Consider the following 16169-nt stretch of genomic DNA (forward strand, 5'->3'; position numbering starts at 1 on the left):
CTTCGGGATAAGCGGAAATCATGTCAGACCGGCCCGATACGCCCCTGCTCGACCAGGTTCAGTTTCCCAGCGACATCCGCTCCTTGAGCAAGGAGCAGCTGCGCCAGCTGTCCGACGAGCTCCGGGAAGAGATGATCTCCGCCGTTTCCGTAACCGGCGGGCACCTTGGCGCTGGCCTCGGCGTCGTCGAGCTTACCGTCGCGGCCCACTATGTCTTCGACACACCGAACGACAAATTGATCTGGGACGTCGGCCACCAGGCCTATCCGCACAAGATCGTCACCGGCCGGCGCGACCGCATCCGCACCTTACGCCAGGGCGGCGGCCTGTCCGGTTTCACCAAGCGCAGCGAGAGCGAATACGACCCGTTCGGAGCAGCGCACAGCTCGACCTCCATCTCCGCCGCGCTCGGCTTTGCCATCGCCAACAAGCTGACCGGCAACCCTGGCAAGGCGATTGCGGTCATTGGCGACGGCGCGATGAGCGCCGGCATGGCCTATGAAGCGATGAACAACGCCGAGGCGGCCGGCAACCGCCTGGTCGTCATCCTCAACGACAATGACATGTCGATCGCGCCGCCCGTTGGGTCGTTGCGCAACGCGCTGGCGCGGCTCGTCTCCTCCAACAAATATCTGACGCCGCGCAAGCTGGCGCAGAAGCTCGCGCGAGCGATGCCGGCACCGCTTCACCGCACTGCCCGGCGGGTCGAGGAATATGCGCGGGGCCTCGTTACCGGCGGCACCTTGTTCGACGAACTCGGCTTTTATTACGTTGGCCCGGTCGACGGGCACGATGTCAACGCGTTGGTCGAAGTGCTTGAAAACGTTCGCGATGCCGAAGTTGGGCCAATGCTGGTTCATGTCGTCACGCAAAAGGGCAAAGGCTACGGCCCGGCCGAGAGCAGCGCCGACAAATACCATGGCGTCGTCAAGTTCGACGTCGTGTCGGGCAAGCAGGCCAAGGCGGCCGCCGGCGCGCCATCCTACCAGAACGTGTTCGGCGAAACGCTGGCGAAGCTGGCGGAGACCGACGACCGGATTTGCGCGATCACCGCGGCGATGCCCTCAGGCACCGGCGTCGACAAGTTCGCCACTGCCCACCCCGACCGCGCGTTCGATGTCGGCATCGCCGAGCAGCATGGCGTCACCTTCGCCGCCGGCCTTGCCGCGCAAGGGATGCGCCCGTTCGTGGCCATTTATTCGACCTTCCTGCAGCGCGCTTACGACCAGGTCGTCCACGATGTCGCGATCCAGAACTTGCCGGTCCGCTTTGCGATGGACCGCGCCGGCCTGGTCGGGGCCGACGGTGCGACCCACGCGGGCAGCTTCGACCTCGCTTACCTGTGCACCCTCCCCAATTTCGTTGTCATGGCCCCCTCGGACGAGGCCGAGCTCGTCCACATGGTCAAGACGATGGCGGAACATGACGGCGGCCCGATCGCCGTCCGCTACCCGCGCGGTGAAGGACGCGGCGTGCAGCTGCCCGAGACGCCGCAGGTGCTGGAAATCGGCAAGGGCCGTATCGTTCGCGAAGGCAAGAAGGTCGCCATCCTCGCGCTCGGCACCCGGCTTGAGGAAGCGGAGAAGGCGGCCGACCAGCTGGAGGCGAAGGGCCTGTCGACCACGGTCGCCGATCTCCGCTTCGCCAAGCCGCTCGACAGCGCTTTGATTCGCAAGTTGATGACCACGCACGAAGTTGTCGTGACCGTCGAGGAAGCCGCGATCGGTGGTCTCGGCGCCCATGTCCTGACCCTTGCAAGCGACGAAGGCCTCACCGACGCTGGCCTGAAGGTCCGCACGATGCGCCTTCCCGACCGCTTCCAGGATCACGACAAGCCCGAGAAGCAATATGACGAAGCCGGCCTCAACGCGCCGCACATCGTCGAAACGGTACTCAAGGCGCTGCGCATCAACAGCGCCGGCGTCGAAGAGGTGCGGGCGTAGCCAAAATTCGGGCAGACCAGCTGCTCGTCATCCGCGGACTGGCGGAGAGCCGGTCGCGGGCGCAGGCGCTGATCATGGCCGGCACCGTCTTCTCGGGGGAGCGCAAGCTGGCGAAAGCGGGCGATACGCTGGCCGAGGACGCAGCGCTGGAAGTGCGTGGCAAGGATCATCCCTGGGTGTCGCGTGGCGGGGTCAAGCTTGATCACGGACTCACGCACTTCGGCTTCGATGTCGCCGGGGCGGTTGCGCTGGACATCGGCAGTTCGACGGGCGGCTTTACCGACGTGTTGCTCAGTCGCGGCGCAGCAAAGGTGTACGCCGTCGACGTCGGCACCAACCAGCTTGCGTGGAAGCTTCGGCAGGACGAGCGCGTGGTGGTGCACGAACAGACCAACGCTCGCACGCTCGACCGCGAGACGATCGGCGAAGCCATTGACATCGTCACCTGCGACGCAAGCTTCATTTCGCTCACCAAGGTTTTGGAATCACCGCTGAAACTTGCCCGCGCCGGCGCCAGGCTCGTCGCTCTGGTCAAGCCGCAGTTCGAAGCCGGCCGGGCCGAAGTCGGCAAGGGCGGAGTTGTCCGCGATCCGCTGGTTCACCAGCGGGTTTGCGCGGAAAGCAGCGCGTGGGTGCAATCGCAGGGGTGGCGCGTTGTCGGCGTGACCGAAAGCCCGATCACCGGGCCTGAAGGCAATATCGAATTCCTGCTGGGAGCTGAAAAGAATGGCTGAAACGATCGCTGACTCGGGTCCACGCAAACCATGGTGGAAGCTGGCGCTGATCACGGTGCCGGCGATCGTGCTGCTTGGGTCGGCGTCCGGGTTGCTGTCCAATTCGGGCTATGAAAACGGCTGGTTCATCCAGCTCGACAAGCCCTTTTTCATGCCTCCGGGCTGGGCCTTCGGGGTAGTCTGGCCGATCCTTTACGTGCTGCTCGGCCTGTCGCTGGCAATGATCCTGGCCGAGCCGCCATCGGTCGCCCGGCGCAAGGGGCTGATCCTCTTTTTCGTCCAGCTGGTACTTAACTTTGCCTGGTCGCCGATGTTCTTTGCCGCACATCTGATCAAGCCGGCACTGATGACGATCGTCGTCATGGCTGCGATCGCCGCGATGGCTGCAGGCCAATTTTGGCGGATTCGCCCACTGGCGGGCGCGCTGATGGTTCCCTATCTGGCGTGGCTATGCTTCGCGGCGTCCCTCAATGCCGCGATCGACCGCCTCAACCCCGGCGCCGGCGCTTCCCTGTTCGGCGGATAGGAGATTCAGCATGCAGTCAGAAAATCGGCTGTTCGACGATTTCGTGAAAATGGTGAACGGCTTTGCCGGCACGGTGGCGGGCATGGGCCGTGAAGCGGAATCGTCAACGCGCGAGAAGATGCGCGAATGGATCGGCGGGATGGATTTCGTCGGCCGCGACGAGTTCGAGGCGGTCAAGGCAATGGCGGCGGCCGCACGCGACGAAAATGAGGCCCTAAAAGGCCGCATTGCAGCGCTCGAGGCCCAGGCGGCTGGTGTCGCGGCAGGGGCAAAGCGGGCATCGAAGCCGAAGACGAATCCGGAGCCCAAGCCCTGAGCGACATCGAAACCGGCGAGGAGCGCGACGACGGCGCTCCGATCGAGATTCTCGAGCAGTATTTCGAAGCCCGCGGTTGGCCGTGTGAACGGTCGGCCGAAGGCGAAATCGTCGCGTCCGCGTCCGGCAGCTGGGCGCAATATGAATTTCGCGGCGTCTGGCGGCCGGAAGACCAGGTGCTTCAATTCCTGGCGTTTCCCGACATCAAGGTCGCGCCGGAAAAGCGCTCGGCGATTTACGAATCGCTCGGCCTGATCAACGAGCAGCTGTGGCTCGGCCATTTCGAAATGTGGTCGGGATCGGGACTGGTCGTGTTCCGCCATGCGACCATCCTGGACGCGCGAGAAAGCGATGGTCTGACGATCGAGCAGGCCGAAGCCATTTCCGAAGCCGCACTGGAAGAATGCGAACGCTTCTATCCGGTTTTCCAGTTCGTCTTGTGGGGCGGCAAGTCGCCGGGCGAAGCGATCGCCGCAGCGCTGATCGACACCCACGGCGAGGCGTAAGGTGCAGCTTCCCTCTCCGACCTGGCTGGTTGGCTGCGGCAACATGGCCGGCGCGATGGTCGAGGGCTGGCGGATTGCCGGTATCGATCTTTCGACCGCGATTGCGATCCGGCCCAGCGGACGGCCGGTTGAAGGCGTGCGTACCGTCACCGCAATCGGCCAGGCCGGACCCTCGCCCGCCCTCGTCCTGCTCGGTTTCAAGCCGCAGCAGCTCGATAGCGTCGCTCCGGAGCTTGCGCCCCACCTGACGGAACGGACTACCGTCGTTTCGATCCTGGCTGGCGTTGAAGCTGCAAGCCTGAAGCAGCGCTTCCCCGGCGCGAAGATCGTGCGCGCCATCCCGAACCTGCCGGTCGCCATTCGGCGCGGCTTTGTCGGCCTTTATAGCGACGATATCCAAGCCGACTCGCAAAGCGCCCTGGCACAATTGTTTTCGGCGCTTGGCATGGCGCTTTGGACGGATAGCGAGAAGACACTCGGCGGGATGGGCGCGGTCGGCGGCGCCGGCCCGGCCTACGTCGCCCGCTTCATCGATGCCATCGCCAAGGCAGGCGTGGCGCAGGGCCTTCCCGAACAAACCGCCTTTGCCATCGCCCTTGAAACCGTCTTCGGAACGGCCTGGCTCGCTTCCAGCACTCGCGAAACGATGGACCAGCTCGCCCGGCGCGTCGCCAGCCCCAAGGGGACGACGGAGGCCGGGCTTGCCGTTCTGGATGGCGGACAGGCGCTCGACCGGTTGGTGGAGGAGACGATCGAAGCCGCGGCGGCGCGCGGGCGCTCGCTTGCCCAGGATGCGCGCCTGCCCTAGTCCGCTCGCCGGGGAAACAGGGAACGACATGGCGGACACGCAGACCTTTCACGATCGGGACGGCTGGATCTGGTTCGACGGCAAATTGGTGCCGTGGCGGGAAGCGAAAGTTCACGTCCTCACTCACGCCCTCCATTACGCTTCGTCGGTGTTCGAGGGGCAGCGCGCGTACAACGGGCGGATCTTCAAGCTCGGCGAGCATTGCCAGCGGTTGCGCCGGAGCGCCGAACTGCTGGGCTTCGAAGTTCCCTGGAACGTCGAGCAACTGGGGGACGCCTGCAACGAGGTCCTCACCGCCAACGCGATGACCGACGCCTACATGCGCCCGGTGGCTTGGCTCGGATCGGAAAAAATGGGCGTCTCGCCGACCGGCGCGAAGGTGCATGTGGCGATCGCCGCGTGGGAATGGGGCAAGTATTTCGACGCGGACAAGGCGGCCAAAGGCATCCGCCTCACGCTCGCGCCGTGGCGCCGCCCGGCCCCCTATACCGCCCCCGTCCATTCGAAGGCATCCGGCCTCTACATGATCGCATCGCTGTCGCGGAAGCATGCGGAAGACACCGGCTTCGACGACGCCCTGATGTTCGACTGGCGCGGCCAGGTGGCCGAAGCGACCGGCGCCAATGCCTTTTTCATTCGCGAAGGCGTGCTCTACACGCCGACGCCCGACTGCTTCCTCGACGGGATCACCCGGCGCACTGTGATCGACCTGGCCCGGCGCCGCGGCGTCGAGGTCGTCGAGCGCGCGATCTGGCCGGAAGAGCTAGAAAGCTTCGAGCAGATGTTCCTCACCGGAAGCGCTGCCGAAGTGACCCCGGTCGGTTCCGCCGGGCCATGGACCTTCGAAGTCGGCGACCTCACCCGCCAACTTGCCAAGGACTATGACGACTTGGTCAACGGGCGCCTGGCCGACCGCTGAGCGTGGCCGACTCGACGCGCCCTGACACAAGGCTCGTGACGGGCGGTCGGCGCAAGGAATGGCGCGGCCGGCTGGTCAGCCCGCCGGTTGAGCGCACATCGACCATCCTGTTCGACAGCGTCGCGGACATGCGACAGCGAAAGCCGGGGCTGGGCAGCTACGCTTATGGGCTGCAGGGAACCGCTTCCCATTGGGCGCTGGCCGAAGCGCTAACCGAGCTTGAGCCTGGCGCTGCCGGGACCGCCCTCCTCCCCTCTGGCCTGGCAGCAATCACGGCCGCCATGTTGGCGGTTCTGTCCGCCGGCGACGAAGTGCTGGTGGTCGATAGCGTTTATGGCCCGACCCGAATCTTCTGCGACAAGATTCTGAGCGGGTTTGGCATCGCCGCTCGTTACTACGACCCGCTGGCGACGCCCGAGGCACTCGAGTCGCTGGTTGGCGAATCGACCCGCGCGATCCTGCTGGAAAGCCCGGGTTCGCTGACATTTGAGGTCCAAGATGTGCCGGGCATCTGTGCCATGGCCCGGCGCCGCGGACTGACCACAATCCTCGACAACACCTGGGCGACCCCGCTGCTATTCCCGGCGATCGCAGTCGGCGTCGACATCAGCATCCTTGCCGTGAGCAAGCACGTTGGCGGCCATTCAGACCTGCTGATGGGCGCCGTCACGGCGACGCCGGAGTGGTTTGAGCGCATTCAGCACACCGCCTGGGACCTGGGCCATGCCGTCAGCCCGGACGATGCCTGGCTCGCGTCGCGCGGGCTGCGGACATTGGGCGTGCGCCTGCGCCAGCATGAGCACAGCGGGCTGGCGGTCGCGAAGTGGCTCGATGCGCACGCCGCGGTCGGGACAATGCTTCACCCGGCCTTGCCCGATTGTCCCGGCCACGCGCTTTGGCAGCGCGACTTCCGCGGCTCCTCGGGCCTGTTCGCTTTCTCGCTACTCAACGCCGACCGGAAGGCTCGCGATGCAGTCGTGGACCGGCTGCAACTGTTCGGCATCGGCTACAGCTGGGGCGGCTTCGAAAGCCTGGCGATCCCCGTCGATCCGGTGAGGACGGTCGGGAAGCAGAACAGCCAACCGCTGATCCGTCTGCACATCGGGCTCGAAGATGCGGACGACCTCATCGCCGACCTGGAACAGGCCCTTAGCGTCTAGTCCATCGCCATTGCCGGGGCACTGCCGGCGGCACGCGGTTTGCGCATGAGCAGCAGCAGCGGAAGCACGGCGAACGTGACGATCATCATCAGCTTGAAATCGTCGAGATAGGCGATGAACACCGCTTGCCGCGTCACTTCCGCGTTAATCAGTGCAATCACCGCATTGCCCGGCACGCCAAGGCTTTGCAGCAGCGGCCCGGCCGTCGTTGGAAGATCGGAACTGATCGAGCTTGCCATGTCGGCATGGGCGACCTGCGCCATCCGCACCAGTTGCGTGCTGACCACGGAGATTCCGATCGAGCCGCCGACGTTGCGCGACAGGTTGAGCAGGCTGGCCGCGTTGGTCCGCTGGCGCGGCATCAAAGTTTCGAAGGCAAGGCTTTGCAGCGGCACGAAGATCATACCGAGGCCCAGCCCTTGGACGACCCCGCTCCAGATAACCGGCCCGGACGGCTGATCGAGCGCGAAGCCGGTCATCATCCACAGCGAGACACCCATCAGCACGATGCCAAGCCCGACCAGCAATCGCGCATCGACCTTGCCGGTCAGTCGCCCGGCAAGCAGCATCGAAATCAAGGTTCCGATCCCCCGCGGTGCGGTCAGGAACCCCGACTGCAACACGGAATAGCCGTACAAATTCTGCAAGAGCGGCGGCAGCAGCGCGAGCCCGGCGAGCAACAGGACCCCCGTGACGACCATGAACACCAGCCCGGTCGCGAAGTTGCGGTCGGTAAACATGCTGCGTTCGAACAGTGGGTCCTTCGCGGTGACGATGTGGACGACGAACATCCAGAATGCGGCCAGCGAAATGCCTGCTTCCGCAATGATTTCCCAACTGTCGAACCAGTCCTCGCCCTGCCCGCGATCGAGGCACAGCTGCAGCGCGCCGACGGCGACCGCCAATAGCACGAAGCCGAGCACGTCGAACTTGCGCCGGTGAACGTCGGTCTTGGGAAGAAAGCGAAGCAGGAGAAAACCGCAGATGATCCCGACCGGCAGGTTCACGAGGAACACCCACCGCCAATTGTAATTGTCGGTCAGCCACCCGCCGAGCACCGGTCCGAGGATCGGCCCGATCATGATTCCGCCGCCGAACAGGGCCATCGCCTGCCCGTGCTTTTCGCGCGGGTTGATGTCGAAAAGCGTTGCCTGCGCCAACGGCACGATGAAGGCGCCGCTGACGCCCTGCGCAGCGCGGAACAGCACCATTTCCGTCAGTGAGGTCGCCGCGGCGCATAGTACCGACGCGGTCGTGAATCCGACCACCGAGATCATCAGCAGGCGCTTGCGACCAACCCGGTCGGCAAGCCAGCCGCTGATCGGAAGGGCAATCGCAGAAGCGACGATGTAGCTCGTCAGCACCCAGTTGATCGTATCCTGCGTGGCGCTGAGGCTCGCCTGCATGTGCGGCAACGCGACGTTGGCGATCGTCGTGTCCAGCACCTGGAGGAGCACCGCCATCATCACCGCGACGGTGACGATGGCGCGCCGTTGGGGATCGAGCGGGTGGCTGGCGACGCCGGGCGCCGGATCGGCCATGAACTACTTCCGCTCGTCCAGGCGCACCGTGACCACAGCCGACAGCCCGGCGACCATCGGCCGGGCCGGCTTGCCGTCGATTGCGATCCGAACCGGCACGCGCTGCGTCACCTTGACCCAATTGCCGTTGGCGTTTTGCGCCGGGATTACTGCGAATTCGCTGCCGGTGCCGGCGCCGATGCTTTGGACATGCCCCTTGAGGTCGAGGTCGGGGTAGGCATCGACATCGATCGCGACCGGCTGGCCTGGCCGCATTTCCGCCAGGTCCTTCTCCTTGAAGTTGGCCTCGATCCAGGCGCCGGTGCCGTGGACGAGCGACAGCAGACCGACACCCGGAGCCACCGCTTGGCCGGGCTGCAACCGATCCGCGTTGGCGACGATCCCGTCCATCGGCGCTCGGACCTCCGTCCGCTGCAGGTCGAGCTTGGCCTTGTCGACCGCGGCTTGCGCCTGTGCGATCGACGGCTGCTCGCCGGGCGCGATGGCCGATTGCGCATTGGCGGCACGCGCGCGGGCATCGGCCAGCTGCGTTTCTGCTGCGCGCACTTCGTTGAGCGCGTCATCATAGTCCGCACGCGTCGTGAAGCCGCGATTGAGCAGCGCCTGCTGACGGGCCAAAGCGTTACGCTGGATCTGGAGATTCGCTTGCGCACCGACGATGTCCGCCCCGGTGCCTGCCGCCTGGGTGCGCAGTTGCTGGGTCTGCAGCTTTGCCGCGGCAAGCTGCGCTTCGGCCTGCTCAAGCGCCACGCGGAAGGAGGAGGATTCGATCCGGAATAATGGCTGGCCGCGCTTCACCACGTCGCCGTTCTTCACCAGCACCTGCGCCACCGGCCCCGCCACCTGGGCGCTGACCGCGACGATATCCTGCTTCACCTGCGCGTTATCGGTGGAAACCGTGCTCCCGCTCGACAGCCACCAGTACATCCCGCCGATCAAAAGGATCAGCGGCAACGCCAGCATCAGCGGCGCGCGCAGCCTTCCCTTTCGCGAGGCACGCACGACCACGACCGCGTCGCCGGCGCCGGCCTCATCCGGCTCGATGACGGTGGCGCCTTCATCCGACTTCATCTCGTTCATGCACTGACCCTGTTCTTATGCTGCCCCGCGGCGACCTTGGCGCGGACGTCCTTCAATTCGGCACGCAGATTCTCGACACCCGCTGGACCCATCGAACCCAGGATCTCGCTCGAAAATTCGCGCACCAGTTCGCGTAGGCGGGCGACCACCGGCTCCGCCTTGTCGGTCAACTCCAGCTTCCACGCCCGCCGGTCGGACGGGTCGCGGTGGCGTTCGACCAGCCCCGCTTCCTCCAATCGGTCGACGATCCTGCACAAGGTGATCGGCTCGACGTCCAGCTTGTCCGCCAGTTCGACCTGCCGAAGGCCGGGCTCCCGCTTGAGTCGCGCCAGCACACGCCACTGCGCCTTGGTCACGCCAAGGGACGCAGCGCGCTGGTCGAACGCGCGCCGGATCGCATGCGCGGTCTCATTGATTTCGAAAAGCAACTCTTCCACAACGCGCCCATATAATAAGGGTGCTTACTAAATCAACCGGGTTCAGGTCTCCACGCACGCGGGCGCAAAGTTGCTTGTCTTTAAGGAGCGCTTCGCTATTTAGCCGCCGTCGCCCCGCGCATGTCGCGAGGCCGCTCCCCGGTAGCTCAGCGGTAGAGCATCCGACTGTTAATCGGACGGCCGCCTGTTCGAATCAGGCCCGGGGAGCCATTTTTCTCGAAGCATCGCGCAGCGGCCAGCGGGCCGCGTGCGCGGAACATCACCCCTCGATCGCCGCCATCAGCGACGCGTTTCCGCCGGCTGCGGTCGTGTCGATGCAGGTGACCCGCTCCGTCGCGAAACGCGCCACATAATGCGGTCCCCCGGCCTTCGGCCCGGTCCCGGACAAGCCTTCGCCACCGAACGGCTGGCTTTCGACCACGGCGCCAATCTGGTTGCGGTTGACGTAGAAATTGCCGACCCGGGCACGCTGCTCGACGAACTGGCGCGTGGTATCGATGCGGCTCTGCAGGCCAAGCGTCAGTCCGTAACCGGTGGCATTGATCGCATCGACGACGTCGCCCAGCTTGTCGGCGGCGAAGCGGACGACGTGCAGAATCGGCCCGAAATTCTCGCGATTGAGGTCACTTAGCGCCTTGATCTCATACATGGCAGGAGCCACGAAATGCCCGTGGGCCGTCGCTTGCGGGAGCTCCAGCCGGTTGATCCGGCGCGCATTCTTGTCGAGCCAGTCAAGATGCTCGTCGAGCAATCGCTTGGCGTCCTGGTCGATCACCGGGCCGACATCAGTGGCAAGATCGCGCGGGTCTCCAACCTTCAATGCGTCCATTGCGCCGGAAATCATTTCAATCATTCCGTCGGCGACATCGTCCTGCACGAACAGCACTCGCAACGCCGAACACCGCTGCCCCGCGCTTTGGAATGCGGACGACACGACATCGCGCGTGACCTGCTCGGGCAAGGCCGAACTGTCGACGATCATCGCATTCTGGCCGCCGGTCTCCGCGACGAAGGGGATGATCGCACCGTCACGCTCGGCGAGCGTCCGGTTGATGGTTCGCGCGGTTTCGGTCGATCCAGTGAAAACTACGCCTGCGATCAGCGGATGAGCCGTCAGCGTCCCGCCTACGACCCGCCCCGAACCGGGCGCGAGCTGCACGATCGGCTTGGGAATTCCCGCCTTGTGCATCAGCTCAACTGCCAGGGCGGCGATCAGCGGCGTCTGTCCGGCCGGCTTGGCAATCACCGCATTGCCTGCCGCCAGTGGCGCGGCGGTCAGGCCGGTGAAGATCGCCAACGGGAAATTCCACGGCGAGATGCTCGCGAACACGCCGCGGCCGTGCAGGCGCAGCTCATTCTGCTCGCCGGTCGGCCCGGGCAGCGGCATTGGCCCAGAGAACTGTCGTCGCGCCTCGCCAGCGTAAAAGCGCAGGAAATCCACCGCCTCACGCACTTCCAGGACGGCGTCGACCAAGGTTTTGCCCGCTTCGCGGATGCATAGGGAGAACAGCTCCTCGCGATGCTCCTCGTACAGGTCGGCTGCGCGGTCGAGCAGCCGGGCGCGCGCCTCTCCGCCCAGCGCATCCCAGCCGGGCTGGGCGGCGTGGGCAGCGCCGACCATGCGATCGACGTCGGCCGCAGTGACTTCGGCAACCGTCCCGACTTGAATCCGACTGTCGAACGGCGACAGGACTGGCGTCCCCTCCCCACTTCCGGCCGACCATTGCCTCGTCTCAAGCGCAGCGAGGCGCTTCAGCAGGGCCTCACGGACGAGAGGGTCGGCAAGGTCGACGCCGGCGCTATTATGGCGCTGAGGGCCGAAAATCTCGCGCGGCAAGGCAATTGCCGGATTGCGCTTTGGCTCGAGGCCGTCGAGCTCGGCGACCGGATCCCGGACAAGGTCGTCCAGCGAGACCTGTTCGTCGGCGATGCGGTTGACGAAGCTGGAATTGGCGCCGTTCTCAAGCAGTCTGCGAACCAGGTAAGCAAGCAGCTCCTTGTGGCTTCCAACCGGGGCGTAAATCCTGACCGGCGTCCTCGGATCGCCGATCGCCGCCTCCAGCTTGGCCAGCTCCTCATATTGCGGCTCGCCCATGCCGTGGAGCCTCTGGAACTCGAGCGGCGCACCGCCGGCCATCGCCTTGATCGCGCCAATCGTGTTCGCATTGTGGGTTGCGAAGGCGGGGTAGATGCAATCGCCAGCTTCGATCAGCACTTTTGCGCATGCCAGGTAGGAAACGTCCGTCGCCGCCTTGCGCGTGAAGACCGGATAGTCGGGCAGGCCAGCGACCTGGGCAGCCTTGATTTCGGTATCCCAATACGCGCCTTTGACCAGGCGGACCATCAGCCGGCGGCCATGGGCCCGTGCCAGATCGGCCGTCCAGCGGCACAGCGGTTCGGCCCGTTTCTGGTACGCCTGCACCGCGAGCCCAAATCCAGCCCACCCGTTGGCGAACAGCGCGTCGTCGGCAGCGATTGCCTCGACGACGTCCATCTGCAGCTCAAGCCGGTCAGCTTCCTCGGCATCGATGGTCAGGTGGACGTCCGCCGCGCTGGCCCGGGCCGCAAGATCGCGGACGACCGGAAGGATATAAGCGGTCGCTTCTTCGGCGTGGCTCCACTCATAGCGGGGGTGAAGGGCCGACAGCTTCACCGAAATGCCTGGCGAGCGGATGAAACCGCCCTTTGCTTCCTGCGCGATCCGCCCGATGGCCAGCCGATAGGCCTCCGCATAGCGTTCGGCATCGGCGAAGGTCCGCGCCGCTTCGCCCAGCATGTCGAAGCTGTGGCTAAGGCCCTGCTGGCGTTCCGGCGCGGCGCGGCGAAGCGCTTCGTCGATAGTTCGGCCGAAGACGAATTGCTTACCCAGGATCCGCATCGCCTGGTTGACCGCGGTGCGCACGACGGGTTCGCCCAGCCGACCGACCGCACGACCGAGCGCGGCGCGCCAATTGTCGCTGCGGTCGTTCGCGCCTTCCAGCACCTTGCCGGTCAGCAGCAAAGAGAATGTCGCCGCGTTGACGAATGCGGAGCCTGATTCGCCGAGCTTTTCCGCCCAATCGGGCTTCGACAATTTGTCGGCGATCAGCTCGTCGGCGGTGTGGGCATCGGGGATTCGCAAAAGCGCTTCGGCCAGGCACATCAACGCAATGCCTTCGTCGCTGCCCAGGTCGTAGGCATGCATGAACGCGTCTAGGCCCGACGGCTTGTGGCCGCGAATGCCTTTGACCAAGGTCCGGGCAATCGACCCGGCTTCCTGGAGCTGGGAGTCGCTGAGGCGCGCCTGCAGCAAACGGGCGGCATCGACCGCCGCCTCGTCACGCCGATAGTCCTGCCGAACTGCGCTACGGTCGACTGGCTTCAAGCCGGCGCCGCTGCGCGCAAGCGTCAGCCCAGCTGGCCGTGACAATGCTTGTACTTCTTGCCCGATCCACAAGGGCACGGCGCATTGCGGCTGATGACCGGGGCCTCGCCCTCGGCGACTTCGCTTCCGGCCGGCATTTCGCCCCGCGGAACCGCCGCATAGGGCAGGCTCGAAAGGATCGCGCCGGTCGATGGGTCGATATCGGCCGAATCGTCGTCGCCGGAGAGCGGATCGATATGCTGGGTGATGAAGTCTGGCAGCGGCGGCGGCTCAGGCGCCTGGAACTGGACGTTGAGACGAAGCAGGGTCCGGGTCACTTCCTCGCGGATGGCGATCAGCAAGCGTTCGAACAGTAGGAAAGCCTCCTGCTTATATTCGTCGATCGGCTTCTTCTGGGCGTAGCTGCGCAGGTGGATGACCTGGCGCAACGCATCCAGCGTCGCCAGATGCTCTTTCCAATGATGGTCGAGCGTCTGGATGAGGATGCTCTTTTCGATGTTCGCCCATTCGTCGGGCGCAATTTCCGCCGTTTTCTGCGCAAGCAGCTCTTCGGTCATGGTGCCGAGGCGCTCAATGATCAGGTCTTGCTCGACCGCTTCTTCCTGCATCCACGCTTCGAGCGGAGGTTCGAGCCCGAACACCGCCCGGACGCTGTCCTTCAGTCCTTCGACGTCCCACTGCTCGGGATAGGTATTGGCCGGGCAATGCGCCATCACGACGGAGCTGACGGTGTCCGACCGCATTTCCGCGAGCGCTTCACCGACGCTGTCGGAATCCATGATGTCGGCGCGCTGTTCGTAGATCACCTTGCGCTGGTCGTTCATCACGTCATCGAATTCGACGACCTGCTTGCGGATGTCGTAGTTGCGCGCTTCGACCTTCTTCTGCGCCGTCTCGATCGCCTTGCTGATCCACGGGCTGACGATCGCCTCGCCATCGGCAAGGTTCTTGTTCATCAGGCGGGCAAACATCGTTTCCGGCCCGAAGATGCGCAGCAAATCATCGTCAAGGCTGAGGTAGAAGCGCGACAGGCCCGGGTCGCCCTGGCGGCCTGAACGGCCGCGCAGCTGGTTGTCGATCCGGCGGCTCTCGTGACGCTCGGTACCGAGCACGAACAGGCCGCCGTTGGCCAGCACCTGCGCCTTTTCGGCGATGATCTGTTCGCGGACCTTCTCGGCCTGCGCTTCATATTCCGGCGTGCCGGCAACCAGGTCGGCGAACTCGTCCTGCATCCGGAATTCAAGGTTGCCGCCAAGCTGGATGTCCGTGCCGCGGCCGGCCATGTTGGTGGCGATCGTTACCGCGCCGATCCGTCCGGCCTGCGCAACGATGTGCGCCTCGCTCTCGTGAAAGCGGGCGTTGAGCACCGTATGCTTGATGCCTTCCCGCTCGAGGAACTCGGATAGCATTTCCGACTTTTCGATCGAAACGGTGCCGACCAGGACCGGCTGGCCCATCTCCTGCCGCTTCTTGATCTCCTTGGCGATGGCGCCGAACTTGTCGGTGATGTTCTTGTAGAATTCGTCCTCATCATCGATCCGCTGGACCGGGACGTTGGTCGGGATCGACACGACGTTCATCTTGTAGATGTCGAAGAATTCCGGAGCCTCGGTCATCGCCGTGCCGGTCATGCCCGACAGCTTCGGATACATTCGGAAATAGTTCTGGAAGGTAATCGACGCGAGGGTCTGGTTCTCCGGCTCGATGAAGGCGCCTTCCTTGGCTTCAACCGCCTGGTGCAACCCGTCAGACCAGCGTCGCCCGTCCATCATCCGGCCGGTGAATTCGTCGATGATGACGACCTTGCCGTCCTTGACGATGTAATCGATGTCCTTCTTGAACAGGATGTTGGCCTTGAGCGCCTGGTTGAGGTGGTGGACCACCTGCGTATTGGCGATGTCGTAGAGGTTGCGGCCCTCGATCAGGCCGGCTTCCTCCAGCATCCGCTCGGCCTTCTCGGTGCCCTCTTCGGTCAACACCACCGACCGCTGCTTCTCGTCCTTTTCATAGTCGGCGGCTTGCAGCGTCTTCACGACCTGGTCGACCGAGATGTACAATTCGGACTTGTCGTCCGTCGGGCCGGAAATGATCAGCGGGGTGCGGGCTTCGTCGATCAGGATCGAATCGACCTCGTCGACGATGGCGAAATTGAAGGGCCGCTGGACCATCTGATCGCGCGCATACTTCATGTTGTCGCGCAGATAGTCGAAGCCAAATTCGTTGTTGGTGCCGTACGTGATGTCGGCGGCGTAAGCTGCCCGGCGTTCCTCGTCGCTGAGGTTGGGGATGATTACGCCGGTGCTCAGCCCCAGGAACCTGTAGACTTGGCTCATCCAGTCGGCATCGCGGCGGGCAAGATAGTCGTTGACGGTGACGACGTGGACGCCCTTGCCTTCCAGCGCGTTCAAATACACCGCGAGCGTCGCGACCAGGGTCTTGCCCTCGCCGGTCTTCATTTCCGCGATTTCGCCGCGGTGAAGCGCGATGCCGCCGATCAGCTGGACATCGTAATGCCGCTGGCCAAGCGTGCGCTTCGCCGCTTCGCGTACCGTCGCGAACGCTTCGGGCAGAAGATCGTCGAGCTTGGTGCCGTCGGCTAGCCGGCGGCGAAACAGATCGGTCTGTGCGCGCAGCTCCTCATCAGTCAGCGCCGCAATCGTCGGCTCGAAGCCGTTGATCGCGTTGACATATTTACCCAGGCTGCGGACATAGCGATCGTTTGCCGATCCGAAGACGTTCTTGGCCAGTGCGGCGAACATGGAATTCCCTCGATTGCCGGGCGCGCGCTAGGATGACGAGACACCTCGCCCGCGCGCAGGCGACTGCGGCGGCGAT

At 64.6% G+C, this 16169-nt stretch carries 13 protein-coding genes and 1 tRNA gene; 9 read left to right on the forward strand and 5 right to left on the reverse strand.

The window, feature by feature from the left end:
* Positions 1–20: 20 nt before the first annotated feature.
* Genes dxs through metC form a run of 8 tightly spaced genes read left to right on the forward strand, consistent with a single transcriptional unit; the run spans position 21 to position 6912 of the window.
* Positions 21–1943: a 1-deoxy-D-xylulose-5-phosphate synthase gene (gene dxs, locus G7078_RS07350; RefSeq protein ID WP_166094559.1), complete on the forward strand. Its 1923-nt coding sequence runs from the start codon at positions 21–23 to the stop codon at positions 1941–1943.
* Between the two features lie 5 nt (positions 1944–1948).
* Entirely contained in the window at positions 1949–2677 is a 729-nt protein-coding gene (locus tag G7078_RS07355) for a TlyA family RNA methyltransferase (RefSeq protein ID WP_166096245.1), read from the forward strand.
* Positions 2670–3203: a TspO/MBR family protein gene (locus G7078_RS07360; protein ID WP_166094562.1), complete on the forward strand. Its 534-nt coding sequence runs from the start codon at positions 2670–2672 to the stop codon at positions 3201–3203. Before G7078_RS07355 ends, G7078_RS07360 begins: the two co-directional genes overlap by 8 nt.
* A gap of 10 nt (positions 3204–3213) precedes the next feature.
* Positions 3214–3519 carry an accessory factor UbiK family protein gene (locus G7078_RS07365; protein ID WP_166094564.1) on the forward strand — a complete coding sequence of 102 codons (306 nt, stop codon included), beginning with the start codon at positions 3214–3216 and terminating at the stop codon, positions 3517–3519.
* 5 nt (positions 3520–3524) lie between these two features.
* On the forward strand, positions 3525–4025 hold the full coding sequence (locus tag G7078_RS07370) for a type III secretion system chaperone family protein (protein ID WP_425505267.1): 501 nt from the start codon (positions 3525–3527) through the stop codon (positions 4023–4025).
* 1 nt (position 4026) lies between these two features.
* Positions 4027–4833 carry a pyrroline-5-carboxylate reductase family protein gene (locus G7078_RS07375; protein WP_166094566.1) on the forward strand — a complete coding sequence of 269 codons (807 nt, stop codon included), beginning with the start codon at positions 4027–4029 and terminating at the stop codon, positions 4831–4833.
* A gap of 28 nt (positions 4834–4861) precedes the next feature.
* A complete protein-coding gene (locus G7078_RS07380) occupies positions 4862–5752 on the forward strand; it encodes a branched-chain amino acid aminotransferase (protein ID WP_166094568.1) in 891 nt (296 codons plus the stop codon).
* 35 nt (positions 5753–5787) lie between these two features.
* On the forward strand, positions 5788–6912 hold the full coding sequence (gene metC / locus G7078_RS07385; protein ID WP_425505237.1) for a cystathionine beta-lyase: 1125 nt from the start codon (positions 5788–5790) through the stop codon (positions 6910–6912).
* On the opposite strand, the gene G7078_RS07390 is transcribed toward metC, so the two are convergent.
* The 3 genes from G7078_RS07390 to G7078_RS07400 are packed head-to-tail and all read right to left on the reverse strand — an operon-like array spanning position 6909 to position 9961.
* Entirely contained in the window at positions 6909–8453 is a 1545-nt protein-coding gene (locus G7078_RS07390; RefSeq protein ID WP_166094570.1) for a DHA2 family efflux MFS transporter permease subunit, read from the reverse strand. The two genes, metC and G7078_RS07390, sit on opposite strands and share 4 nt — an antisense overlap.
* Before the next feature lie 3 nt (positions 8454–8456).
* Positions 8457–9533 carry an HlyD family secretion protein gene (locus G7078_RS07395; RefSeq protein WP_246166300.1) on the reverse strand — a complete coding sequence of 359 codons (1077 nt, stop codon included), beginning with the start codon at positions 9531–9533 and terminating at the stop codon, positions 8457–8459.
* Positions 9530–9961, reverse strand: a complete 432-nt coding sequence (locus G7078_RS07400; RefSeq protein ID WP_166094572.1) for a MarR family winged helix-turn-helix transcriptional regulator — start codon at positions 9959–9961, stop codon at positions 9530–9532. Before G7078_RS07400 ends, G7078_RS07395 begins: the two co-directional genes overlap by 4 nt.
* Before the next feature lie 144 nt (positions 9962–10105).
* Between G7078_RS07400 and G7078_RS07405 the strand changes: the two genes are divergently transcribed.
* Positions 10106–10180 (forward strand) — tRNA-Asn (locus G7078_RS07405).
* A gap of 49 nt (positions 10181–10229) precedes the next feature.
* Here the strand turns inward: G7078_RS07405 and putA are convergent.
* A complete protein-coding gene (gene putA / locus G7078_RS07410) occupies positions 10230–13379 on the reverse strand; it encodes a bifunctional proline dehydrogenase/L-glutamate gamma-semialdehyde dehydrogenase PutA (RefSeq protein ID WP_166094574.1) in 3150 nt (1049 codons plus the stop codon).
* Complete coding sequence (gene secA, locus G7078_RS07415; protein ID WP_166094576.1) at positions 13358–16093, reverse strand: preprotein translocase subunit SecA; 2736 nt, start codon at positions 16091–16093, stop codon at positions 13358–13360. Before secA ends, putA begins: the two co-directional genes overlap by 22 nt.
* Between the last annotated feature and the right edge of the window lie 76 nt (positions 16094–16169).

Origin of the sequence: Sphingomonas sinipercae (assembly GCF_011302055.1) — a bacterium.
Lineage (GTDB): Bacteria > Pseudomonadota > Alphaproteobacteria > Sphingomonadales > Sphingomonadaceae > Sphingomicrobium > Sphingomicrobium sinipercae.